The sequence below is a fragment of the Trinickia symbiotica genome, from assembly GCF_003028655.1.
Lineage (GTDB): Bacteria > Pseudomonadota > Gammaproteobacteria > Burkholderiales > Burkholderiaceae > Trinickia > Trinickia symbiotica_A.
On sequence record NZ_PYUC01000011.1, the window covers coordinates 30,458 to 51,842 of the forward strand.

The 21,385-nt window shown below is 66.5% G+C and carries 19 protein-coding genes and 1 pseudogene; 5 read left to right on the forward strand and 15 right to left on the reverse strand.

Annotation, left to right across the window (positions count from 1 at the left end):
- Position 1: 1 nt before the first annotated feature.
- On the reverse strand, positions 2–1,213 hold the full coding sequence (locus C9I57_RS21360; protein WP_107152635.1) for an efflux RND transporter periplasmic adaptor subunit: 1,212 nt from the start codon (positions 1,211–1,213) through the stop codon (positions 2–4).
- Between the two features lie 455 nt (positions 1,214–1,668).
- Here C9I57_RS21360 and C9I57_RS21365 point away from each other — a divergent pair, with 455 nt between their 5' ends.
- The gene (locus C9I57_RS21365) at positions 1,669–2,322 is read left to right on the forward strand and encodes a TetR family transcriptional regulator (RefSeq protein WP_107152791.1); all 654 of its coding nucleotides are present in this window, start codon (positions 1,669–1,671) and stop codon (positions 2,320–2,322) included.
- An 87-nt stretch (positions 2,323–2,409) separates the two neighbouring features.
- On the opposite strand, the gene C9I57_RS21370 is transcribed toward C9I57_RS21365, so the two are convergent.
- From C9I57_RS21370 to C9I57_RS21395, 6 genes are all read right to left on the reverse strand, one after another.
- Positions 2,410–3,213, reverse strand: coding sequence for a CoxG family protein (locus C9I57_RS21370; protein WP_107152636.1), 804 nt, complete (start codon positions 3,211–3,213; stop codon positions 2,410–2,412).
- A 32-nt stretch (positions 3,214–3,245) separates the two neighbouring features.
- Positions 3,246–3,608: a DUF427 domain-containing protein gene (locus tag C9I57_RS21375; protein ID WP_107152637.1), complete on the reverse strand. Its 363-nt coding sequence runs from the start codon at positions 3,606–3,608 to the stop codon at positions 3,246–3,248.
- A 250-nt stretch (positions 3,609–3,858) separates the two neighbouring features.
- Positions 3,859–4,353 (reverse strand): carboxypeptidase-like regulatory domain-containing protein, encoded by a 495-nt coding sequence (locus C9I57_RS21380; protein WP_107152792.1) that lies wholly within the window; start codon positions 4,351–4,353, stop codon positions 3,859–3,861.
- Positions 4,354–4,579: 226 nt separating this feature from the next.
- Entirely contained in the window at positions 4,580–6,076 is a 1,497-nt protein-coding gene (locus C9I57_RS21385; RefSeq protein WP_107152638.1) for a DegQ family serine endoprotease, read from the reverse strand.
- Between the two features lie 46 nt (positions 6,077–6,122).
- The gene (locus tag C9I57_RS21390; protein WP_107152639.1) at positions 6,123–7,457 is read right to left on the reverse strand and encodes an ATP-binding protein; all 1,335 of its coding nucleotides are present in this window, start codon (positions 7,455–7,457) and stop codon (positions 6,123–6,125) included.
- A 29-nt stretch (positions 7,458–7,486) separates the two neighbouring features.
- Positions 7,487–8,152 carry a response regulator gene (locus C9I57_RS21395; RefSeq protein ID WP_107152640.1) on the reverse strand — a complete coding sequence of 222 codons (666 nt, stop codon included), beginning with the start codon at positions 8,150–8,152 and terminating at the stop codon, positions 7,487–7,489.
- 196 nt (positions 8,153–8,348) lie between these two features.
- On the opposite strand from C9I57_RS21395, the gene dacB reads away from it, so the two are divergent.
- The 3 genes from dacB to C9I57_RS21410 all read left to right on the forward strand — a co-directional run bounded on the left by dacB (position 8,349) and on the right by C9I57_RS21410 (position 12,371).
- Positions 8,349–9,926 (forward strand): D-alanyl-D-alanine carboxypeptidase/D-alanyl-D-alanine endopeptidase, encoded by a 1,578-nt coding sequence (gene dacB, locus C9I57_RS21400; protein WP_107152793.1) that lies wholly within the window; start codon positions 8,349–8,351, stop codon positions 9,924–9,926.
- 222 nt (positions 9,927–10,148) lie between these two features.
- Complete coding sequence (locus C9I57_RS21405; protein ID WP_107152641.1) at positions 10,149–11,054, forward strand: sterol desaturase family protein; 906 nt, start codon at positions 10,149–10,151, stop codon at positions 11,052–11,054.
- A gap of 129 nt (positions 11,055–11,183) precedes the next feature.
- Positions 11,184–12,371 carry an SGNH/GDSL hydrolase family protein gene (locus C9I57_RS21410; RefSeq protein WP_107152794.1) on the forward strand — a complete coding sequence of 396 codons (1,188 nt, stop codon included), beginning with the start codon at positions 11,184–11,186 and terminating at the stop codon, positions 12,369–12,371.
- On the opposite strand, the gene C9I57_RS21415 is transcribed toward C9I57_RS21410, so the two are convergent.
- The 7 genes from C9I57_RS21415 to C9I57_RS21445 all read right to left on the reverse strand — a co-directional run bounded on the left by C9I57_RS21415 (position 12,361) and on the right by C9I57_RS21445 (position 20,395).
- Positions 12,361–13,422 carry an L-threonylcarbamoyladenylate synthase gene (locus C9I57_RS21415; protein WP_107152642.1) on the reverse strand — a complete coding sequence of 354 codons (1,062 nt, stop codon included), beginning with the start codon at positions 13,420–13,422 and terminating at the stop codon, positions 12,361–12,363. The two genes, C9I57_RS21410 and C9I57_RS21415, sit on opposite strands and share 11 nt — an antisense overlap.
- Before the next feature lie 84 nt (positions 13,423–13,506).
- Complete coding sequence (locus C9I57_RS21420) at positions 13,507–14,736, reverse strand: 5-(carboxyamino)imidazole ribonucleotide synthase (RefSeq protein ID WP_107152643.1); 1,230 nt, start codon at positions 14,734–14,736, stop codon at positions 13,507–13,509.
- Between the two features lie 11 nt (positions 14,737–14,747).
- Positions 14,748–15,299 (reverse strand): 5-(carboxyamino)imidazole ribonucleotide mutase, encoded by a 552-nt coding sequence (gene purE / locus C9I57_RS21425; protein ID WP_107152644.1) that lies wholly within the window; start codon positions 15,297–15,299, stop codon positions 14,748–14,750.
- Positions 15,296–16,198 carry a phosphoribosylaminoimidazolesuccinocarboxamide synthase gene (locus tag C9I57_RS21430; RefSeq protein WP_107152645.1) on the reverse strand — a complete coding sequence of 301 codons (903 nt, stop codon included), beginning with the start codon at positions 16,196–16,198 and terminating at the stop codon, positions 15,296–15,298. The genes purE and C9I57_RS21430 overlap by 4 nt, the downstream gene beginning before the upstream one ends.
- Before the next feature lie 61 nt (positions 16,199–16,259).
- A complete protein-coding gene (gene fba / locus C9I57_RS21435; RefSeq protein ID WP_107152646.1) occupies positions 16,260–17,324 on the reverse strand; it encodes a class II fructose-bisphosphate aldolase in 1,065 nt (354 codons plus the stop codon).
- 168 nt (positions 17,325–17,492) lie between these two features.
- Positions 17,493–18,929 (reverse strand): pyruvate kinase, encoded by a 1,437-nt coding sequence (gene pyk / locus C9I57_RS21440; RefSeq protein WP_107152647.1) that lies wholly within the window; start codon positions 18,927–18,929, stop codon positions 17,493–17,495.
- A 272-nt stretch (positions 18,930–19,201) separates the two neighbouring features.
- Positions 19,202–20,395: a phosphoglycerate kinase gene (locus C9I57_RS21445; RefSeq protein ID WP_107152648.1), complete on the reverse strand. Its 1,194-nt coding sequence runs from the start codon at positions 20,393–20,395 to the stop codon at positions 19,202–19,204.
- Positions 20,396–20,695: 300 nt separating this feature from the next.
- Here C9I57_RS21445 and C9I57_RS21450 point away from each other — a divergent pair.
- Positions 20,696–20,993 (forward strand): annotated as a pseudogene (locus C9I57_RS21450) (addiction module antidote protein).
- 72 nt (positions 20,994–21,065) lie between these two features.
- Here C9I57_RS21450 and C9I57_RS21455 read toward each other — a convergent pair.
- Entirely contained in the window at positions 21,066–21,371 is a 306-nt protein-coding gene (locus tag C9I57_RS21455) for a hypothetical protein (RefSeq protein ID WP_181321904.1), read from the reverse strand.
- Positions 21,372–21,385: the final 14 nt, after the last annotated feature.

Here is a 21,385-nt window from a genome sequence, read left to right on the forward strand (position 1 = left end):
GTTAGGCGCCGGAGGCCTGCGCCCCCGAGGAGGCGCTTTGGCTATTGCCCACGGAGGAGGCGCCGCCCGCCTGAGCGGGAAGCTGGGCCGGCACCGGCTTCACGGTCATGCCGGGGTGGACCTTCTCCGTGCCTTGCACGATCACGCGATCGCCGGGCTGCAAGCCCGCCTCGACGATCCAGTCCGGCCCGCGCATGCCGGTGGTGGTGAGCGTACGCGGCGCGACCTTGCCGTCCTGACCGACGACGAGCGCGATCGCCTGCCCCTTCTGGTCGTGCGTCACGCCGATCTGCGGCACGAGCATGGCGTTCTCGTTGACGCCTTCCTCGATGCGCGCGCGCACGAACATGCCCGGCAGCAGGACACGGCCCGGATTCGGGAAGATCGCGCGCACGGTGACGGAGCCCGTCGACTGGTCGACCGTCACGTCGGTGAACTGCAGCTTGCCCTTTTCCGGGAACTCGCGACCGTCTTCGAGAATCAGCGTGACCTTCGCGGCATTCGGCCCGTTCGTCTTCAGGCGCCCTTCCTGAATGTCGCGGCGAAGCTTCAGCCCCTCGAGGCTCGATTGCGTGAGATCGACATAGACGGGATCGATCTGCTGGATCGTATCCATGAGCGTCGCCTGGCTCGCTTGCACATAGGCACCCGGCGTGACCTGCGAGACGCCGGTGCGCCCGGTGATCGGCGCGATGACGTCCGTGTAGCCGAGATTGATCTGCGCCGTCGCGACCGCGGCCTTGCCCGACGCGACGTCGGCCGCGGCCTGGCCCTCGGCCGCCACGGCGTTGTCATAATCCTGCTTGCTGACGGCATTCGCCGCAACGAGCACTTTATAGCGATTTGCCTGCGCCGTCGTGCTGGCGAGGTTCGCCTCGGCCTTCGCGAGCGTCGCTTTCGCGCTGTTCAGCGCGGCGATATAAGGCGCCGGATCGATCTTGTAGAGACGCTGCCCCGCCTTTACTTCGCTGCCTTCGGTGAAATCGCGCGACAGCACGATGCCGTCGACGCGCGCGCGCACCTGCGCGACGAGGTACGCATTCGTTCTCCCGGGGAGCTCGGTGACGACCGGCACGGCGCTCGTCTTCACGTCGACGACGCCGACCTCGGGCGTTTGCGGCGGCGGCGCCGATTGTTTTTGTCCGCATGCCGCAAGGATGAGGGCAGCCGTCGCGGCGCAGATTAGGCGGAGGTGAACCGGTTCGACACGCATGGAGCGACCTCTGGTCAATGACTGGGACACATGTAGGCCCGCTGCGCCCGATCCCCACAAGGCGCGCGGCGCGACGTCACGTCGCAAGAACGCTTGATGAAAGCCGACAGGCTGCGGCCGGCGGGGCGTCGAGACTGCCGAACGCCGCATCGCCCCCGCATCGACCCGATAGTGCGCTCGCGAGAACCGGCGGTGCGAAAGCGTGCGAACTCCCCGCAACCGTGCGAGCGTCGGTCAGTGCCGGATATTACCGGGATTTCCCCCGGTGCATCGAACTTGAACCATCCAAACGTAGCGCGTATTGTATATACATTCGGGAATGTATGTAAAAGGTTTTCGTTGCACGATCTAACCCCGAGAGGCAACAATCCGCTCGCGCTGTGCGCCGCATGGCCGATTCGACGCTCGGAAAGAGCCAATTAGTCTACAGAAAGCCCTTGAAGCGGGCATGCAACATGGTCAGACGAACGAAGGAAGAGGCGCGAGAGACGCGTAACCGCATTCTCGATGCCGCCGAGCGGGTCTTTTACGACAAAGGGGTGTCGCGGACGTCTCTTGCGGAGATTGCCGCGCATGCGGGCGTGACGCGCGGGGCGATCTATTGGCACTTTCAGAACAAGGGCGATCTCTTTACGGCGATGTTCGACCGCGTGCTGCTGCCGCTCGACGAGCTCATCGAAGGCGACGACGACCCCGCCGACCCGCTCGGCAAGCTCGCCGAGACGATGAAATGGTGTCTGCATGCGTGCTGCAACGATCCGCAACGGCGGCGCGTGTTCGACATCCTTTTTCTCAAGTGCGAGTTCGTCGACGAAATGGGGCCGGTGAAGGTCCGTCATCAGACGAACATGCAGGAAGGCGTCGGCAAGATCGAGCGCGATTTGCGGCAGGCCGTCGCCAAAGGCCAGGTACCCGCCGATCTCGATACGCAACGCTCGGCGCTTTTTCTCCATGCGTTCATCGGCGGCTGCCTGCGTGACTCGCTGATGATTCCGCCGTCGATGGATTTCGCCGCGCATATCGAGCCGTTCATCGACGCGGCGCTCGATACGGTGCGCAGGAGCCCTGCCTTGCGGCTGCGGGCGGGCGGTGAAAAAGAAAAAGGCTGAAGACGGCGGCTCGGCACGGCGCCGCGGCCGAGCGCCCTCGATGGGATTTTCCGCGCTTGGGCCCCCTGTGCGGCGCCGAAGCGGCCGCTACTCGAACCGATGCAGCAGATAGAGCAAGGCGATCCCGACGGCGAATGCCGCAGCCCATGCCCAGGCCGGCATCGCCTGCGGCCTGCCGCGACCCAACCCCTCCGCACCGCGCTGACCGATCATGGCGTCGCCCGCACGGCGCGAGGCGGCGTCGAGCGAATCGGTCGATGCGGTCCTGCGCGCAAGCCCGGCCAGGCTGATCGGGCGCAGGAACACGTGCTGGCGGCGCGCGGCGCCGGAGCGCGCCCGGTTCGGCCCTTTGCCGTACTTCGCTTGGAGCACCGCCGAGAACTCCGCGAAGAAATCGTCGGCCAGCGCCTGCAGCGCGTTTTCGACTTGCCGCGGCGCGAGCTCGGCGAGCGGCCCGGTCAGCGTCGCCCATATCGCATACTGGACGCGTGTGGCGCTCGCGTCGTCACCGCCTGCCTTGGTGCTCCCTCTCGCACTCGTCTGCCCGTCGGCGTGCTCGCTATCCGCCTCGAGCTCAATCGTGACCTGTCCTCTTAACGAGCCCACGCCCGCGGCCGATGCCTTCAGATTCAGCGTACGCGAGAGCCGATGCTCGCCCCCGACGGGCAAGCCGCCGTGTACGCCGCCCGGACTTGTCATGTGCATGCGAACTTCGTAACGGCCGCGCAGCGGCCCGACCGGCACCGTCACCACGAGCGCGTACTCGCCGCCGGGGCGGCGCTCGAACGATTCGCAATTCTCGAGGCTTGCGCGCAAGAGCGCGCCGTCGTCGAGCGATTCGGCGACGATCGTGGGATCGAGCGGAATGCGCAATGCATCGGTCAACTCCATCGTGGTCCCCTTCGATGCATGCGCCTTTTCGCCTATGAGGTCTGGTCGATTCTGTCCACGAGCGACGGATAGAACGCGAGGTAGCCCTTCACGCGCACTGCAGCCCCGAGCGGAGCCTCGTAGCTCCAGGCAGCGTTTTCGACCTTGCCTTCCTCTTCGGTGAGCAAGTGGAAATGCGTCGCCACGCCCTTGTAGGGGCAGCGCGTCGTATGATCCGACCGCTCGAAGCGAGACATATTGACGTCTTCGCGCGGAAAGTAGAAGACCACGGGCTCGCCCGTCTCCATGAGCGTGAGTCCGCGCCAGGTATCGGCGAGCGTGATGCCGCCGTGAATCACGCGCAATCGGTGCTGATTGGCCGCGATCTCGACACGATGAACAGCGTCATTCGTCATGGCGATTCCCCTGGGATCTGGTTCGCTCGGCCGCCCGCCGGCGCGTCAGATTATAGAGAGCCAACATTGCCCCTCGCCCAAGGCGATTTCCCGGGCGCCCCTCCAAGGGACTTCCCGGGCGCACCTGCGGTTGCGGGGGCGTCGACATGCTTGGGGCGGTCCGACGCATGCCGAAAAAAAACCACGGGCGGACACCCGTGGCTCTCATTATCTGTCAAAGCCCGCCGCCGTGCGCGGGCCGCGTTTCACGCTATTGGATATTCCAGTGGAAATCGGCTCGCGCGCCCGGCTCCGAGGAGACCGTCACCGTGCGCGTCTGCTCCTCGTCCTTGTAGCGCGCATGAACCGTGTAACGGCCCGGCGGCAGCTTGACGAGCATATAGGGACCGCGCGAGTCCGTGCTCAATACGTCGGCGCCCTGCGGCCCGACGATCCGGACATGCACATCGGCGAGGTAGTCGGCCGTCGGTCCCGTAAAGCGCATCGCGAGCGGCCACTGATGCTCCGCGCGCTTGAGCGCCGTCGATTCGTCGAGGCCCACGCCGCCTGACACGTACGACACGGCGCCTTCGTGCTGGATCTGCGGCATGCCGCCGCCGTTCTCGTTGCCGGCGCTCGTCGCGTCGGTCGTCGTGCCGCCGACGACAGCCGAGGATCCCTGCTGCGCGAGCGCACTGCCGGCGAAACCGAGCGCGAGTGCCATCGCGGCGACGACGCGAACCCGCTTGCTTGCTCGTTTCGTCATCCGTTTATCCGCCGATCCGCTGCCTGGCGTTTTCATCGCATCGCTCCTTTCAATGACCGCATGTCGGGATCCTGAGCCCGGCGCGTCGCCGGGGAACGGCATCCCGCCCCATGATGTTGCGCAGCAAGCCGCATGCCTATGCGCTGGAGCGCCTGTCGATCGATGCCGAGGCAGACGCGGCCCGGCACCCGAGGCTTCGGGATGCCGGGCCGCCTCGCTGCGCGGATCAGCCGAGATCGACGGGTACGAAGATCTGCGCGTTGTCGCGCTGAATCAGGAGCGCCACGCTGTTGCCGGCCTTGGAGATGATCTGCCGCAGTTGCTCAGGCGACGAGACGGGGCTGCCGTTGACGGCGAGGATCACGTCGCCTGGCTGGATGCCCGCGCTCGCGGCCGCGCCCGACGATTGCTGCACGAGCAGGCCGTGCGTGAGCGAACTGCCGTTCTTTTCCTGCGGCGTGAGCGCGCGCACCGCCACGCCGAGCCGCCCTTGCTGGGCGCTCGGGCTGCCGTTGCTGGCCACCTTCGTGTCCGACATCGAGCCGATCTTCACCGTCATCTGCTTTTTCGTCTTGTCGCGCCAGATGTCGAGTGTCGCGTTCGAGCCCGGCTTCATCGCCGCGATCTGCGCAGGCAGATCAGTCGAGTCATCGACGCTCTGGCCGTTCACGGCGAGGATGACGTCGCCGGCCTGCAACCCTGCCTTCGCGGCCGGGCCGCCCGGGTCAACGGAGCTCACGAGCGCACCGGCCGGCTTGGAGAGGCCGAACGAGTTCGCCAGTGTCTGATCGACGCTTTGCACGGCCACGCCGAGACGGCCGCGGCTCACGTGCCCCGTCTTGACGAGCTCGTCTTTGACGCGGATCGCCTCGTCGATCGGAATCGCGAACGATAGGCCCTGGAAGCCGCCCGTTTGCGAATAGATCATCGAGTTGATCCCGATCACCTGCCCTTGCAGGTTGAAGAGCGGCCCGCCCGAGTTGCCGGGGTTGACCGGCACGTCGGTCTGGATGAACGGCGTGTAGTTCTCGTCCGGCAGCGAGCGGCCCTTCGCGCTGATGATGCCCGAGGTTACTGTGTTCTCGAACCCGTACGGCGAGCCGATCGCGACGACCCACTGGCCGACCTTGCTCTGGCTCGGATCGCCGATCTTGACGGTCGGCAAGCTCGAGGCATCGATCTTCAGCACGGCGACGTCGGATTGCTTGTCGGAGCCGACGACTTTGGCGCGGAACTCGCGCTTGTCGGTGAGCTTCACCGTCACGACGTTCGCGCCGTCGATCACATGCGCGTTCGTCAGGATGTAGCCGTCGCTGCTGATGATGAAGCCCGAGCCGAGGCTCGCGCTCGGGATGTCGCTTTGCGCGCCGCCGTCGTCGTCGCCGCCCCCGCCGAAGCCGGGGAATTGACCGTAGAACCGCTTGAAGAACTGATAGAACGGATCGCTAGGATCGATCGGCAGCTGTTGCATCGAGCGGCGCGCGGGGCGCTTGACGACATGCTTGGCGCTGATGTTCACGACCGCCGGGCCGTACGTCTCGACGAGCCCGGAGAAATCGGGAATGCCGGTCTTGGCCGCCGCTTCGGCGGGCATCATGGCCGCGGCGTGCGCGGACGCGATGATCTGCGGATCGGTGTGGCGGGTGCCGGCCACGTAGCCGGTCGAGAGCGCAACCGCCACCGCAACCGCGACTGCGCTGCGAGACAGGGTCTTCGTATTCATCGAAAGGGCCTCCTTGCTTGATGGTTCGCAGAATACGAGGGCTCACTTAAACGGGACTTAACGCTTTTTGGACGTTTCCTGAAGGGAACCGGACGGTCACCAGAAGGCCGCCGAGCGGTGCTTGCCCGAGCTCGACCGCCGCGCCGTGCTGCGCCGCGACACGCTTGACGATGGCAAGCCCCAGACCGCTGCCCGCCACATCGGTGCGGGCACGCGCCGAAGCGTCGCGGTAGAACCGGTCGAAGACGCGCTCGCGCTCCTCGGCCGGAATGCCGGGGCCGCTGTCGCCGATGCGCAGGCACGGGCGGCCGTCATCGTCGAGCTCGAGCGCGACATCGATGCGTCCTCCGTGCGGCGTGTACTTGACCGCGTTGTCGAGCAGGTTGCCGACCATCGCGCGCAGCGCGTCGGCGTCGCCGACGATCGTGGCGGGCTCGGATTCCTCGAAGCCGAGATCGACGTCGCGCCGCTCGGCAAGCGGCGCATGCGCCGCGACGCATTCGGCGACGAGCGTGCGCAAGTCGACCGGTACGCGAACGGCCCCGTCGACAGGCTCGGCACGCGCGAGCGCGAGCAACTGCTCGGCAAGGCGCGTGGCGCGCGTGACGCCCGCCTGCAGATCGACGAGCGCTTCGCGGCGAGAATCCGCATCCTGCGCGCGGGCGACGAGCTGCGATTGGATTTGCACCGCGGCGAGCGGCGTGCGCAACTCGTGCGCGGCGTCGGCAACGAATGCGCGCTGCGTGTCGAGCGCCTCGGTGAGCCGCGCGAGCAGGCCGTTCAACGCGCGCACGAGCGGCTGCACCTCGAGCGGCAAGCGCTCGTCGGGCAGCGGATCGAGCGCCTGCGGACGGCGCGCCTCGAGCGCGCGCGTCACGCGTGCCAGCGGCGCGAGCCCGCGCCCGATGATGACCCAGACCGCGAGACCCAGGAACGGCAACAGCACGATGAGCGGCCAGAGCGTGCGCCACGCGACGTCGGCCGCGAGCCGGTTACGCACCGAAAGCGGCTGCGCGAGCTGAACGACGTTGTCGCCGACGATCGCGCCGTAGACGCGCCAGTCACCGCGCTCGGTGCGCTCCGTCGAGAACCCGAGCTCCGCGCGCGGTGCGAGCGGCGCGCGCGGATGCGAGTAATACATCAGCGCGCCGGTACGGCTCCAGATCTGGATGACGATGCCTTCGTCGGCATCGTTGTGCGCGCCCAAAATCTGCGCGAACGGCTCGGACGGCAGCGCCGCCGCGATCTCCTGAAGCTGATAGTCGAAGAGCTCGTTCGCCTCGGCGAGCGCCTGTCGGTAAATGAGCCAGCCCGCGGCGCCGACGCCCGCCACGACGAGCGCGACGAGCCAGAACAACAGTTGATGGCGAATGGAACGCATAGAGGATGGAAGCGGTCTCCCGGGCCCGCTCAGGGGGCGTCCTTGGCAATCATGTAGCCCAGGCCGCGCACGTTGCGGATCAGATCGGCGCCGAGCTTCTTGCGCAGCGCGTGAATGTAGACTTCGACCGTGTTGCTGCCGATCTCCTCGCCCCAGCCGTACATCTTCTCTTCGAGCTGGCTCTTGGACAGCACGGCGCCGGGACGCGCGATCAACGCCTCGAGCAACGCGAATTCGCGCGCCGAGAGCGCGACGGGCGCGCCGTTCAGCGTGACCTGGTGCGCGGCCGGATCGAGCGTCAGCGCGCCGTGGCGGATCACGGACTCGCTGCGCCCCGAATGACGCCGGATCAGCGCGCGCATCCTTGCGCCGAGCTCGTCGAGATCGAATGGCTTGACGAGGTAATCGTCGGCACCGGCGTCGAGCCCTTTCACGCGGTCGGCCACGGCGTCGCGCGCCGTCACGATGAGCACCGGCATCGAGAGCCCGCGCGTGCGCATCGCGCGCAGCACGTCGAGCCCGTCGCGCTTGGGAAGGCCGAGATCGAGCAGCACGAGATCGTAGGGCTCGCCGCCCGCGGCCGTGAGCGCCGACTCGCCGTCCTGCACCCAGTCGACGGCAAAGCCTTCCCCGCGCAACGCCTTGCGTACGCCTTCGGCGATCATCCTGTCGTCTTCGACCAGCAGTATCCGCATCGCCTCGATCGCCCTATGCGCCGGAAGTCAGTCATGGATCGCATTGTAGCGGCTCCCAGGTCCGTGGTTTTTTGGTCGATTCGGGGAAGTTCGCCGCGGCGTCATGCGCGGCAAGCCCTACAATGTGCTGTCCCGCGCGCCGTCCACACCAGACCGCTCGCTCTCGCATTTGCCCGACCCCGTCGCCGTACCTTCCATGCCGATCGCTTCGCTCATCCTCTTTTCGCGCCGCGCGCCGCAATTCGTTTCTTCTTTCATTTCGCCTACTGTCCGTTCCGCCTCGCCCCGCGAGGGTGCTCCCTCCGGCCGAGGGCTTGGACGCGCCGCGCTTGCGCTCGGCCTGTGCGCGGCGCTCGCGTTCGCCACGCCGGCCGACGCGCGCAAGCTCAAGCACCGCCCGCGCGTGTCGGTCACGACGGAGCTCCCTGCTTCCGTCACGCGCGCGCTCGAACGCGCGCACGTGCCGCTCTCGGCGATGAGCGTCGTCATCGAGCGCATCGGCTCGCCGACGCCTGTCGTCGCGCTCAACGCCGGAAAGCCGATGCTGCCGGCCTCGACGATGAAGCTCGTCACGACCTACGCCGGCCTCGAAATACTCGGCCCCGACTACCGGTGGCGCACACGCGCGTATGTCGACGGAACGCTCGACACCGCCGGCGTGCTGCACGGCGATCTCTACATCCAGGGCACGGGCGATCCCAAGCTCGTGCCCGAAGAGCTGATCGATCTCGTCGACCGGATCCGCAAGGCCGGCATCACCGGCATCGACGGTGCGCTCGTGCTCGACAAGCGCTTCTTCGACCCGTCGACGCGCGATCTGCCGGCCTTCGACGACGATGCGAACGCACCGTACAACGTCGGCCCCGACCCGCTTCTCTACGCATTCAAGTCGCTGTCGTTCACGGTCACGCCGTCGAGCGCGGGCACGGTCGATATCGATGTCGTGCCGGCGCTCGCGCAACTGAAGATCGACAACGAACTTCGAACGCGCGCCGGCGCCTGCACGAACACCGAAGCGGCGATGCCGAACGTCACGCCCGAAAGCGACGGCACGGTCGAGGCGCTTTTCTCGGGCGAGTACCCCATGCGCTGCGGCGCGCGCACGGTCAACCTCGCGGTGCTCGACCATACGGCGTTCTTCGCGGGTGGCTTCCTCGCGCTCTGGCAGCAGCAAGGCGGCACGTTCAAGGGCACGACACGCGAGGGCGCCGTGCCGATCGGCGCGCGCCTCGTCGCGACCCACGAAGGGCCGCCGCTCGGCGACATCGTCCGCGACATCAACAAGTTCAGCAACAACGTGATGGCGCGCAACCTGTTCCTGACGATCGGCGCCGTCGCCGACAAACCGCCGGCAACGCCGCAAAAATCGGCGCAGGCGATCGAGCGATTCCTCGGCAGCAAAGGGCTCGCCATGCCCGAGCTCTCGCTCGAGAACGGCTCGGGTCTCTCGCGCGACGAGCACATCAGCGCCCTTTCGCTCGCCGACTTGCTGCAGGCGGCCAACGCAAGCCCCGTCGCCCAGGTCTTCGTCGCCTCGCTGCCCGTGGCCGGCGTCGATGGCACGATGCGTAATCGCCTGCGCCACGACCCGGTGCTCGGCAATGCGCACATCAAGACCGGCACCCTGCGTGATGTGCGTGCGATTGCCGGCTACGTCGCCGCCGCCAACGGCGAGAGCTACGTCGTCGTGAGCTTCATCAACGACGACCGCGCGGCGGCCGCGCGCGCCGCTCACGACGCATTGCTCGACTGGGTTTATCGCGGCATGCGCTAAGCGCGCACCGAGATCCCCTCTGTCTCGGGGGGATTTCGATCGAATATTCCTTCTACGACAAATAGCGACTGCGGCGGCCGCCAGCGTGTACGCTGTCGAGCAACGATCGGACGGCCGCCATGATGCTCCCGCCTCCGTATCGAAAAGGGGACAGCAGCGCGCACCGCCCGCGGCGAGCGCGCTGAAATCAAAGCAAGGAAAAGATTCCGGAGGAAGACGTCCATGCAATTCGACGCCGAATTGCTTCTGATTTCCATGGCGCCCGTCTTTCTCGCATGCATCGGCTGGGAGGCGTGGCACTTCGCGCGCACACGGCCCGCGGCGCGTATCTACAACTGGCGGGACACGCTTTGCAACGCCGTACTCGCGCTCATGCATCAGGGCGCGGACAAGCTGGCATGGCTCGCCGTCGTGCCCTTCTATGCCTTCGTCTACGAGCGTTTTCGTATCGTCACCTGGCAGCCGGGATGGCTCTCGTTTGCCGTCCTTTTCATCGCGCAGGACCTGCTCTACTACGTCTTTCATCGCATGAGCCATCGCGTGCGCTGGCTATGGGCCGCGCACGTCGTCCACCACTCGTCGGAGCGGCTCAACCTGTCGACGGCATTCCGCCAAAGCCTCATGTATCCGGTGGCCGGCATGTGGGTCTTCTGGACGCCGCTCGCCGTGCTCGGCTTTCCTCCGCAGCAGATCGTCGCGATCGTCCTCGTCAATCTCGCCTTTCAGTTCTTCGTCCATACGCAGGCGATCGGCCGGCTCGGTTGGCTCGAGTACGTGCTGAACACACCGTCGACGCACCGTTGCCATCACGCACGCAATGCGCGCTACATCGATCGCAACTATGCCGGCGTGCTCGTCGTCTGGGACAGGCTCTTTCGAAGCTACGTCGCAGAGGATCCCGACGATCCGCCCGCGTACGGCATCGTCGAGCCGCTACCGACCTTTAATCCGCTAAGGGCGACGTTCCATGAATGGGCGTCGATGCTCGCCGATCTCGCAAACGCCAAGGGGCCGGCCAACAAGCTGCGCGCGCTCTTCGCGCCACCCGAGTGGGCCGCCGCATTCCATGCGGCCAACGCGCGGCCCTCCGCGGTCACGGGCTCGACGCAGCGGCGAGTCGACGCCTGATCGCGGGCCGGGGGAGAGACGGACAAGACGAAACACGCCACCGCGATCAACCATGAGGCGGTGAATAACGACATCAAATGGGGCATGAAACCACGGCCGACGAGCCGAACATACGAGGAGATGAAGTCGATGAAACAGCGTAACGAACCCCAACGAAACCGGTTGCTGCGGGCCGCTCAATGCGCGCTCGCCGGCGCGGCTTTTGCAATCGTCGCCGCATGCGGCGGCGGGGGCGGCGGGGGCAGCACCGCGACGACCGCCGCGGCCACCAAGATGCAGGTCGTCTCGTTCGGCGACAGCTTGTCCGACGTCGGCACTTATGCGGCCTATGTTCTGCCGCACTTCGGCGGCGGACGATTCACGACGAACCCCGGCGAAGTCTGGACGCAGAAGGTTGCGGAATCCTTTGGCGACACACTCACGCCGGCCTATCAGGGCGGTTTCGGCTCGGCCTTACAGGCGACCGGCGGCTTCGGCTACGCGCAAGGCGGCGCGCGGGTAACGGAGCCGCAGGGCATCGGCTGGGCGCCCAATAATCTTGCGGCAACCACGACGCCGATCGTCACACAGGTCTCCAACTACCTGAGCGCGCACGGCAGCTTCAACTCCAATCAGATCGTGCTGATCCAGGGCGGGGCGAACGATATCTTCGCCAATAGCACGGCACTAATCACAGCGATCGAGACCGACATCGCGGCCGGCTTGACGGCGCAAGCCGCGATCCTTAAAGAAGTGAGCACGACGCTTGGCCCGGTCGCGAAATCGCTCGTCGACCAGGTCGGCACCATCGTCGCCAACGGTGCTACGCACGTGGTGCTGGTGAACGTGCCCGACATCGGCCAGACACCGCTGGGCGTACAGACGGCGGCGCAGCAAGGCGCGGCAGCCCAGCAACTTCTGTCGGGCATCGCCCAGACGTTCAACGGCCTCGTCGCGAGCTTCCTTCAAGCGGAGAACCTGTCGTCGAAGGTCATCTTCATCGACTCGTTCACGTGGCAAGACACGACGCTCGCCAACTTCCAGGCGAACGGTTTCTCGGTGTCGAATACGGGAACGGCCTGCAACCTGCAGCAGATGCAGGCGTCGGCCACGTCCTACGCGGAAGCGAATCCGAGTGTGCTGCTGCCTGGGCAGACGGCGGCTCAGTTCGGTGCGGCGCTGGCTTCGTCGCTGTTCTGCTCGCCTCAGACGCAGACGGTGGCGGGTGCCGACCAGTCGTACATGTTCGCCGATACGGTCCACCCGACGACGCATTTGCACGCGCTCTTCGCGCAGTACGTCGAGCAGCAACTTGCGGCCGCGGGGGTCAAGCCCTGAAGCTGTCGGCCTCGAAAGCCGCCGCTGCGCGCCCGAGCCGATCGTTGACGGCGATCCACTCGGGCGTATCGGGCAGCTTTTCGATGAGGATGCGGGCGACGTTCGAACGGTCGAGCGCGCGCAGCATCCCGTACAGCTCACGCGCGTAAGCATCGGGCTCCTCGGGCGCGGCGACGAAGAGCACGTCGCGCGCGTCGGCCCAGGCAGCGGCGCGCGAGCGCCGCGCCACGAGCGCGACCCGCGCCCCGCTATCGCGCGCTGACGAAAGCAACGGCTCCAGCGCCTCGAACGGCGCCAGTGCGAGCGGCGTGCGCGGCGCATAGTGCGCCTTCAGCGTGCCCGACGCGCGCGGCGCCGTAGCGTCGCCGCCGTCGGGCAGCCGGGGGGCCACGCCGAGCACTTCCGCAATCTCCAACGGCGTCACACGGCCCGGCCGCAGCAGCGCGGGGAAACCGCGCGAGAGATCGAGAATCGTCGACTCGATCCCGACCTCCGATGCCCCGCCGTCGAGCACGTGCACGGCATCGCCGAACTCGTCGCGCACATGCTGCGCCGTGGTCGGGCTCACATGGCCGAAGCGGTTCGCCGACGGCGCCGCGACGCCCGCTCGCCCCCCGCGCAACGCGTCGAATGCGTCCAGCAGTGCCTGCGCGACAGGGTGTGACGGCGAGCGCAAGCCGACGGAATCCTGTCCGCCGCTCACCGCCGCCGGTATATGCGCGGCGCGCTTCAGGATCAACGTGAGCGGGCCCGGCCAGAACGCGTCGATGAGCCGTTGCGCATCGGCCGGCCACTCGCTGACCCAATAGCCGGGATCCCCTTTCGGCCCGAGATGGACGATGACCGGGTGGTTGGCGGGCCGCCCCTTCGCCGCATAGATGCGCGCGACAGCCTGCGGGCTCGTCGCGTCGCCGCCGAGCCCGTAGACGGTCTCCGTCGGGAAAGCGACGAGTTCACCTGCGTCGAGCAGCGCGGCAGCTCGTTCGATTTGCGCTTCGGTGACGGCGAGCGTCGCCGAAGTAGCGTCGGGGGGAGTGGGTCTCGGGGACATCGGTCGTGGCTGTTCTGCGAAGCGATATCCGATCGCTACGGAACGCTGCTCGAATGCTCGCTCGCTAAATGGCCGCCGCCTCGGTTAGCCGAGCGGAATGTGCAAGAGCCGCGCGCAATCGCGCGCGGCCGTGCGCGCCTCGTCGAGCGTCGCGGCCGTGAAATTGATATGCCCCATCTTACGCCCGGGGCGCGCTTCCTCTTTGCCATACAGGTGGAGTCGCGCGGTCGGCATCGCGGCGACTTCTTGCCATGGCGGCGTCACAGGTACCAAGGTCGACGCCGAGGCCGGCCCCTGGCCGCCGGCAGGTCCGCTGCGCGCGAACCAGACGTCGCCGAGGATATTGAGCATGACGGCCGGCGAATGCTGGCGCGTATCGCCGAGCGGCATGCCCGTCATCGCGCGCACCTGCTGCTCGAACTGGCTCGTGGCGCAGGCGTCGACCGTGTAGTGACCCGAGTTGTGCGGACGCGGCGCCATTTCGTTGGCGACGAGCGAACCGTCCTCGAGCACGAAGAGCTCGACACAAAGAACGCCGACATAGTCGAGCGCGTCGGCGATGCGCAGCGCGGCCTGCTGGGCCTGCTGAACGAGCGCCGGCGTGACGTCGGGCGCCGGCACGATCGTCACCGATAGGATGCCGTTGCGGTGCGCATTCTGCGAGAGCGGGTAGACGGCCGTCGCGCCGTTCGCCCCGCGCGCGATGAGCACGGAGACCTCGAACTTGAGCGGCAGGCGCTTTTCGAGCACGCACGGCACGCCGCCCAGCGCGTTGTGCGCCTCGCGCACGGCATCGGCGCTGGTCACGCGTACCTGCCCCTTCCCGTCGTAGCCGAGCCGCGCCGTCTTCAGGATGCCCGGCAGCACCGTTTCGAGCTCGGCATCGGAGAGCGCGGCGAGCGCGTCGGACGACTCGATCGCGAAATAAGGCGCCACCGGCACGCCGCAGCTCGCGATGAAGCGCTTCTCGGCGATGCGGTCCTGCGCGATGGCCACGCAGTGGCCCGCGGGGCTCACGAACGTCGTGCGCGCAAGAAAATCGAGGCTTGCCGCGGGGACGTTCTCGAATTCGGTCGAGACGGCCGCCGCGAGCCGCGCAAGCTCCGTCAGCGCCGCTTCGTCGGTATAGGCGGCACGCAAGTGCTTGTCGGCCACGCTGCCGGCCGGGCTCGCTTCGTCGGGGTCGAGCACGGCGACGCGGTAGCCCATCGCCTGCGCGGCGAAGCAGAACATGCGGCCGAGCTGGCCGCCGCCGATCATGCCGAGCCAGGCGCCCGGAAGGATCGGAGAAACGGGGGTGTTGTCTTGTGTCATTTCAGTATGCGTCAAAGCGCCGGCAGTACCATCGCGCGCGCCGCCTCGTTTTGCTTCAAACGGAATGCGGCGAGGCGCTCGGCATACAGATCCGCCGTGCCGGCGAGCAGCGCCACGGCAAAGAGCGCCGCATTGGCCGCGCCTGCCTCGCCGATCGCGAACGTCGCGACGGGCACGCCTTTCGGCATCTGCACGATCGAGTGGAGCGAATCGACACCCTTCAGATATTTGCTCGCCACCGGCACGCCGAGCACGGGCACCGTCGTCTTCGCGGCCAGCATGCCGGGCAGATGGGCGGCTCCGCCCGCGCCTGCGATGATCGCGCGCAATCCGCGCTCCCGTGCCTGCTCGGCATACGCGAACATTTCGTCGGGCATCCGGTGCGCGGACACGACTCTCGCTTCGTACGGTACGTCGAAATCGCGCAGGACGGATACCGCGTGTTTCATCACGTCCCAATCGGAGCTCGATCCCATCAGCACGCCGACGAGCGGCGAATCATGTTGATGCGCGCGCGCTTCGCTTCCCGCGCTGCCGGCGGCGGTCACGGCGGCTTCGCTCATGGTGCGGTCGTTCCCAGCTTTTGCCCCGTCAGCCGCTCGAGCGCCTCGCGGTACTTCTCGCTCGTTTTCGCGATCACGTCGTCGGGCAGCTTAGGCGCCGGCGGCGTCTTGCCCCAGTTCTGCGTTTCGAGCCAGTCGCGCACGAACTGCTTGTCAAACGAAGGCGGGTTGCTGCCGACGCGATACCCCTCGGCCGGCCAGAACCGCGACGAATCCGCCGTCAGGATCTCATCCATCAGCACGAGCTCGCCGTTCTCGTCGAGGCCGAACTCGAACTTCGTGTCGGCGATGATGATGCCGCGCGTCGCGGCATACTCGGACGCTTCCTGGTAAAGGCGGATCGAGATGCCCCGAATCCGCGCCGCAAGGTCGCCGCCGATTCGCCGCTCCACGTCCGCGAACGTGATGTTCTCGTCATGGTGGCCGATCTCGGCTTTTGCGGCCGGCGTGAAGATCGGCTCGGGCAGTTTCTCCGCGTTCGAGAGCCCCTGCGGAAGCGCCACGCCACAGATGGCGCCCGTCGCCTGATAGTCCTTCCAGCCGCTGCCGGCCAGATAGCCGCGCACGACCGCCTCGACGAGGATCGGCGTGAGACGCTTGACCACCACCGCCCGTCCGCTCACCTGCTCCACTTCGTCGGGCGCGACCACCGTCTCGGGCGCCACGCCCGTCAGATGATTCGGAACGATATGGCCGAGGCGCTCGAACCAGAAGTTCGCCATCTGGTTCAGCACGCGCCCCTTGTCCGGAATCGGCTCGCCCATCACGACATCGAACGCCGAGAGGCGATCGGTCGTAACGATCAGCAGGCGGTCGTTGCCGACCGCGTAGTTGTCGCGGACCTTGCCGCGGCCGAGCAAAGGCAGCGAGCGAAGCGAGGATTCGTAAAGGGTAGACATCGTCGTGAACCGGAAAGGGATGAAAACGGGTGAAAGGGCGCTCTCGCGAGCGCCCCGGGGCTTAGCGCACGACCTGCGCGAGCTCGCCGGACTTGTACTTCTCGGCCATCTTCTCGAGCGGCAGCGGCTTGATCTTCGCCGCCTGCCCCTCGCAGCCGAAGGCGCGGTAGCGGTCGACGCAAACTTTCTTCGCGGCCTCGCGGGCCGGCTTCAGATAGTCGCGCGGATCGAACTTGCTCGGGTTCTGCGCAAAATAGCGCCGGATCGCGCCCGTGATCGCGAGCCGCAGATCCGTATCGATATTGACCTTGCGCACGCCGTGCTTGATGCCTTCCTGAATCTCTTCGACGGGCACGCCGTACGTCTCTTTCATGTCGCCGCCGAACTCGCGGATCTCGGCAAGCAGCTCCTGCGGCACCGACGAGGAGCCGTGCATGACAAGGTGCGTGTTCGGAATGCGCGAGTGAATCTCCTTGATGCGGTCGATGGCGAGGATATCGCCGGTCGGCTTCTTCGTGAACTTATAGGCGCCGTGCGACGTGCCGATCGCGATCGCGAGCGCGTCGCATTGCGTGGCGCGCACGAAATCGGCGGCCTGCTCGACGTCGGTCAAGAGCTGCTCGCGCGTCATCGTGCCTTCGGCGCCGTGGCCGTCTTCCTTGTCGCCTTTCATCGTTTCGAGCGAGCCGAGCACGCCGAGTTCAGCCTCGACCGTCACGCCGATCGAGTGCGCCATTTCGACGACCTTGCGCGAGACGTCGACGTTGTATTCGTAAGACGCGACGGTCTTGCCGTCCGCCTGCAGCGAGCCGTCCATCATGACGCTCGTGAAGCCGCTGCGGATCGCCGCCATGCAGACGGCCGGCGATTGCCCGTGATCCTGGTGCATCACGACCGGGATATGCGGATACGACTCGATCGCCGCCTCGATCAGATGGCGCAGGAACGGCTCGCCCGCGTATTTGCGAGCGCCCGCCGACGCCTGCATGATGACGGGCGCGCCGACTTCGTCCGCCGCGGCCATGATCGCCTGCACCTGCTCGAGGTTGTTCACGTTGAACGCTGGGAGGCCGTAGCCGTGCTCGGCTGCGTGGTCCAGCAGTTGACGCATAGATACGAGAGGCATGCTGAATACTCCTTGGGGATGGAAACCGGGTGCTCGAGCGGCACTTTCTTGAGCGAAACCGCGATTTTATCGCGAAGCAGGCCCCGTTCCCCGCCGGCCGGCGGCAGATTCCCGCCGTGTGCGCCGATTCGGGGCCCGCTATGTCGTCACTTCAGTTCGGTACGCGCTTCAGTACGGATCGCCGATCCGCACGATTTTGAGCGTGTTCGTGCCGCCCGCCTGGCCCATCGGCTCGCCGACGGTCAGCACGACCATGTCGCCGCGCGCGGCGAATCCCTTCGACACGACGACCTCGACGGCCTGCTTCAGCGCCTGATCCCGATCGCTGTTGGGCTCGATCGCGAGCGGCGTCACGTTCCGGAACAGCGCCATCGCGCGCTCGCTGCCGACGCGCGGCGTCAGCGCGAAGATCGGCACATGCGTCCAGTGGCGCGAGAGCCACAGCGCCGTCGCACCCGACTCGGTCAACGCCACGATCGCCTTCGCGCCAAGATGGTGCGCGGTGAAAAGCGCGCCCATCGCGACCGTCTGGTCGATCCGCGTGAACGTGCGATCGAGAAAATCGCGATCGAGCTCGACGTGCTCGGACTTCTCGGCCTCGACGCAGATCGCCGCCATCGCTTCGATCGTCTGCACGGGATACTTGCCCGCGGCCGTCTCTGCCGAGAGCATCACGGCGTCGGTGCCGTCGAGCACCGCGTTCGCGACGTCCGAGACCTCGGCGCGCGTCGGCACCGGCGCGTGGATCATCGATTCCATCATCTGCGTTGCCGTGATGACGAGCTTGTTCGAGTCGCGCGCCATGCGGATCATCCGCTTTTGCAGGGCCGGCACGGCCGCATTGCCGACTTCGACGGCGAGATCGCCGCGCGCGACCATGATGCCGTCCGACGCGTCGAGAATGCCTTGCAGCGCCGGAATCGCCTCGGCGCGCTCGATCTTCGCGATCATTTTCGGCTTGATCCCGTAGGGCATGCCGGCGATGTTCGCGAGCTGGCGCGCCATCTCCATGTCGGTCGCGTTCTTCGGGAACGAGACGGCGATGTAGTCCACGCCGATCGACATCGCCGTGCGGATGTCCTCCATATCCTTCGCGGTCAGCGCCGGCGCCGTGAGGCCGCCGCCCTGACGGTTGATGCCCTTGTTGTTCGAGAGCTCGCCGCCCACTTTGACGACCGTGTGAATCTCCTCGCCGATGACGCGCGAGACAGTCAGCACGATGAGCCCGTCGTTGAGCAGCAGCACATCGCCAGGCTTCAGGTCGCGCGGGAGGTCCTTGTAGTCGAGGCCGACGCGCTCCTCGTTGCCGAGCTCGCAGTTGGCGTCGAGAATGAACGGCTCGCCCGGCGTGAGCTGCACCTTGCCGTTCTCGAACTTGCCGACGCGAATCTTGGGGCCTTGCAGGTCGCCCATGATGGACACTTCCCGGCCTAGCTTGCGCGCGGCCTCTCGCGCGTCCTCGGCGCGCTTGCGGTGATCGTCGGCCGTGCCGTGCGAAAAGTTGAGGCGCACCACGTCGAGGCCCGCTCGCATCATTTGCAGCAGGATTTCGGGCGAGCTCGACGCCGGACCGATGGTGGCGACAATCTTGGTGGCGCGATGCATGAATCTCCTCGTCTCGGTTGAATCGCTGAGTGGAGCGCTGCGAGTAGGATGCGTCGGCGCGACCTCTGCCTGCAGGTTCGCGTCGGGGCGCGCGCCGGCTCGAGCCGGCGTCGCTTTGTCTGAAGATGTCGTGGCGCGCGTGGCGCTCTGGGCCCCCTGAGCGTCCTTTGCGCGCCGATCGTCCGGCGCGCTGGGCGGCACCGGGTCAGTCCTTCGGCGGTCCGCTGCGCGTCGGGCAGTGCTTGCCTTCGGTGCGCGAGTGGCCACGCGTCTTAAGCCCGCGATTCGAGCACTTCGACCGCCGGCAGCTTCTTGCCTTCGAGGAACTCGAGGAAGGCGCCGCCGCCCGTGGAAATGTAGCTCACTTTGTCATGAATGCCGTACTTCGCGATCGCGGCGAGCGTATCGCCACCGCCCGCGATCGAAAACGCCGACGAGCGCGCGATCGCCTCGGCGAGTGTCTTCGTACCGCCGCCGAACTGATCGAACTCGAACACGCCGACGGGGCCGTTCCAGACGATCGTCCCGGCGCTCGCGAGCTGCGAGGCGAGCGCGCGGGCCGTTTCCGGGCCGATATCGAGGATCATGTCGTCGGCCTCGATCTGCGCGACAGGCTTCGTCTGCGCGGCGGCCGTCGCCGAGAATTCCTTGGCCGTCACGACGTCGGTCGGAATCGGCACCGAGGCGCCGCGTGAGCGGGCCGCATCGATGATCGCCTTCGCCTCGCCGACGAGATCGGGCTCGGCGAGCGACTTGCCGATCGGCAAGCCCGCCGCCAGCATGAACGTGTTGGCGATGCCGCCGCCGACGATCAGCTGATCGACTTTCTCGGCGAGCGATTTCAGGATCGTGAGCTTCGTCGATACCTTGGAGCCCGCGACGATCGCCACGAGCGGACGTTTCGGATTGCCGAGCGCCTTGCCGAGCGCGTCGAGCTCGGCGGCGAGCAGCGGGCCCGCGCAGGCGATCGGCGCGTATTTGGCGATGCCGTGCGTCGTCGCCTCGGCGCGGTGAGCGGTGCCGAACGCATCATTGACGTAGACGTCGCAAAGCTTCGCCATCTTCTGCGCGAGCTCGTCCGAGTTTTTCTTCTCGCCTTTGTTCACGCGGCAGTTTTCGAGCAGCACGACGTCGCCCGGCGCCACGTTCACACCGTTCTCGACCCAATTCGCGACGAGCGGAACGTCGCGGCCCAGGAGCTCGGCGAGCCGCTTTGCCACCGGCGCGAGCGAATCCTCGGGCTTCAATTCACCCTCGGTCGGCCGGCCGAGGTGCGACGTCACCATGACGGCCGCGCCGGCATCGAGCGCGGCCTTGATCGCCGGCACCGAGGCGCGGATGCGCGTGTCTTCGGTGATGTTGCCCTGGTCGTCCTGCGGGACGTTCAGATCGGCGCGGATGAAAACGCGCTTGCCTGAGAGCAAGCCTTTCGCGATCAGATCGGAGAGACGCAATACTTGGCTCATGGGAGTGTTCGCATCGGAGGTTGGAGGGCTTAACGGCGTCGCGAACGGTGCGCGGCCTGGGGGGCGGCGCGCGGGAGGCGCGGCGGCGAACGTGCATTTTAGCCCATTGCCGGGGCGGGTCGGCGGGGCGTTGGGGGAAAGCGGGTTATGACTAGGTTGTCGACTTTGACCAAGGCGGTCCGATAGTGGCGTACCGAGGATCGCTGTGAACTATAGTTGACAGACTTGTAACGCCCCGTGAACAATGCAATGCAAACCTGCTGAACATCCGCGCGACCGAAGTATTCGACGTAGGGTTACATGAGCAAAATCAAGACTCGGCCGTGGGATTCGGCCGAATACCTGAAAACGGAAGATGACATTGCCGAATATTTTGAAGCCTGCCTTCAGGAAGGGGGCGACGATCCGGCGTTCATCGCCCATGCGCTCGGCGTGATTGCGCGCGCGTGGTATGTCCGAGGTTGCTCGTGACGCGGGCGTCAGTCGCGAAGGGCTATATCAAGCACTGTCGGGTGAAGGCAATCCAAGTTTCGATACCATCCTGAAGGTGATCAGGGCCATCGGACTGCAGTTGCATGCCTCGAAAGCACACGCGTGAACTGGGGAAAGCCTCCTGGACCCGGCTGGAATCGAACCAGCGACTTCTGCCTTCCGAAAGAAGGCTCGCTGGCTAGGAACTCCGTGGCGCTTTCCGCGCCGCTGCCGGAACAGGGAGCACGTCTGCGGGCGATGCCTCCGGCAGTTGGTGATGTGATTTATCGTAGTCGCCGATGAATTCACCCAGCGCATCCGCGAGCAGTGCCAACTTGTGGCCTTCGTCTGCTGCGCCCGAGTCAAGCAACGCATTCAGTGCACGCACGGCAAGATCGTAGTCATGCTCTGTGTTGATCTTGTGCAGCGGAACCTTCTGGGAGATGGCCTCGAAGTGCGAGGCCAATTCTTCAACCTCGTTTCGAGAGAACGTCAGGGCTTCCATGTGTCGCGCTCCTG

Bases quoted from the DNA above. Each gene is read 5' to 3' on its own strand.
- C9I57_RS21360 (WP_107152635.1), bottom strand. From the start codon at position 1,213: ATGCGTGTCGAACCGGTTCACCTCCGCCTAATCTGCGCCGCGACGGCT.
- C9I57_RS21365 (WP_107152791.1), top strand. From the start codon at position 1,669: ATGGTCAGACGAACGAAGGAAGAGGCGCGAGAGACGCGTAACCGCATT.
- C9I57_RS21370 (WP_107152636.1), bottom strand. From the start codon at position 3,213: ATGGAGTTGACCGATGCATTGCGCATTCCGCTCGATCCCACGATCGTC.
- C9I57_RS21375 (WP_107152637.1), bottom strand. From the start codon at position 3,608: ATGACGAATGACGCTGTTCATCGTGTCGAGATCGCGGCCAATCAGCAC.
- C9I57_RS21380 (WP_107152792.1), bottom strand. From the start codon at position 4,353: ATGACGAAACGAGCAAGCAAGCGGGTTCGCGTCGTCGCCGCGATGGCA.
- C9I57_RS21385 (WP_107152638.1), bottom strand. From the start codon at position 6,076: ATGAATACGAAGACCCTGTCTCGCAGCGCAGTCGCGGTTGCGGTGGCG.
- C9I57_RS21390 (WP_107152639.1), bottom strand. From the start codon at position 7,457: ATGCGTTCCATTCGCCATCAACTGTTGTTCTGGCTCGTCGCGCTCGTC.
- C9I57_RS21395 (WP_107152640.1), bottom strand. From the start codon at position 8,152: ATGCGGATACTGCTGGTCGAAGACGACAGGATGATCGCCGAAGGCGTA.
- dacB (WP_107152793.1), top strand. From the start codon at position 8,349: ATGCCGATCGCTTCGCTCATCCTCTTTTCGCGCCGCGCGCCGCAATTC.
- C9I57_RS21405 (WP_107152641.1), top strand. From the start codon at position 10,149: ATGCAATTCGACGCCGAATTGCTTCTGATTTCCATGGCGCCCGTCTTT.
- C9I57_RS21410 (WP_107152794.1), top strand. From the start codon at position 11,184: ATGAAACAGCGTAACGAACCCCAACGAAACCGGTTGCTGCGGGCCGCT.
- C9I57_RS21415 (WP_107152642.1), bottom strand. From the start codon at position 13,422: ATGTCCCCGAGACCCACTCCCCCCGACGCTACTTCGGCGACGCTCGCC.
- C9I57_RS21420 (WP_107152643.1), bottom strand. From the start codon at position 14,736: ATGACACAAGACAACACCCCCGTTTCTCCGATCCTTCCGGGCGCCTGG.
- purE (WP_107152644.1), bottom strand. From the start codon at position 15,299: ATGAGCGAAGCCGCCGTGACCGCCGCCGGCAGCGCGGGAAGCGAAGCG.
- C9I57_RS21430 (WP_107152645.1), bottom strand. From the start codon at position 16,198: ATGTCTACCCTTTACGAATCCTCGCTTCGCTCGCTGCCTTTGCTCGGC.
- fba (WP_107152646.1), bottom strand. From the start codon at position 17,324: ATGCCTCTCGTATCTATGCGTCAACTGCTGGACCACGCAGCCGAGCAC.
- pyk (WP_107152647.1), bottom strand. From the start codon at position 18,929: ATGCATCGCGCCACCAAGATTGTCGCCACCATCGGTCCGGCGTCGAGC.
- C9I57_RS21445 (WP_107152648.1), bottom strand. From the start codon at position 20,395: ATGAGCCAAGTATTGCGTCTCTCCGATCTGATCGCGAAAGGCTTGCTC.
- C9I57_RS21455 (WP_181321904.1), bottom strand. From the start codon at position 21,371: ATGGAAGCCCTGACGTTCTCTCGAAACGAGGTTGAAGAATTGGCCTCG.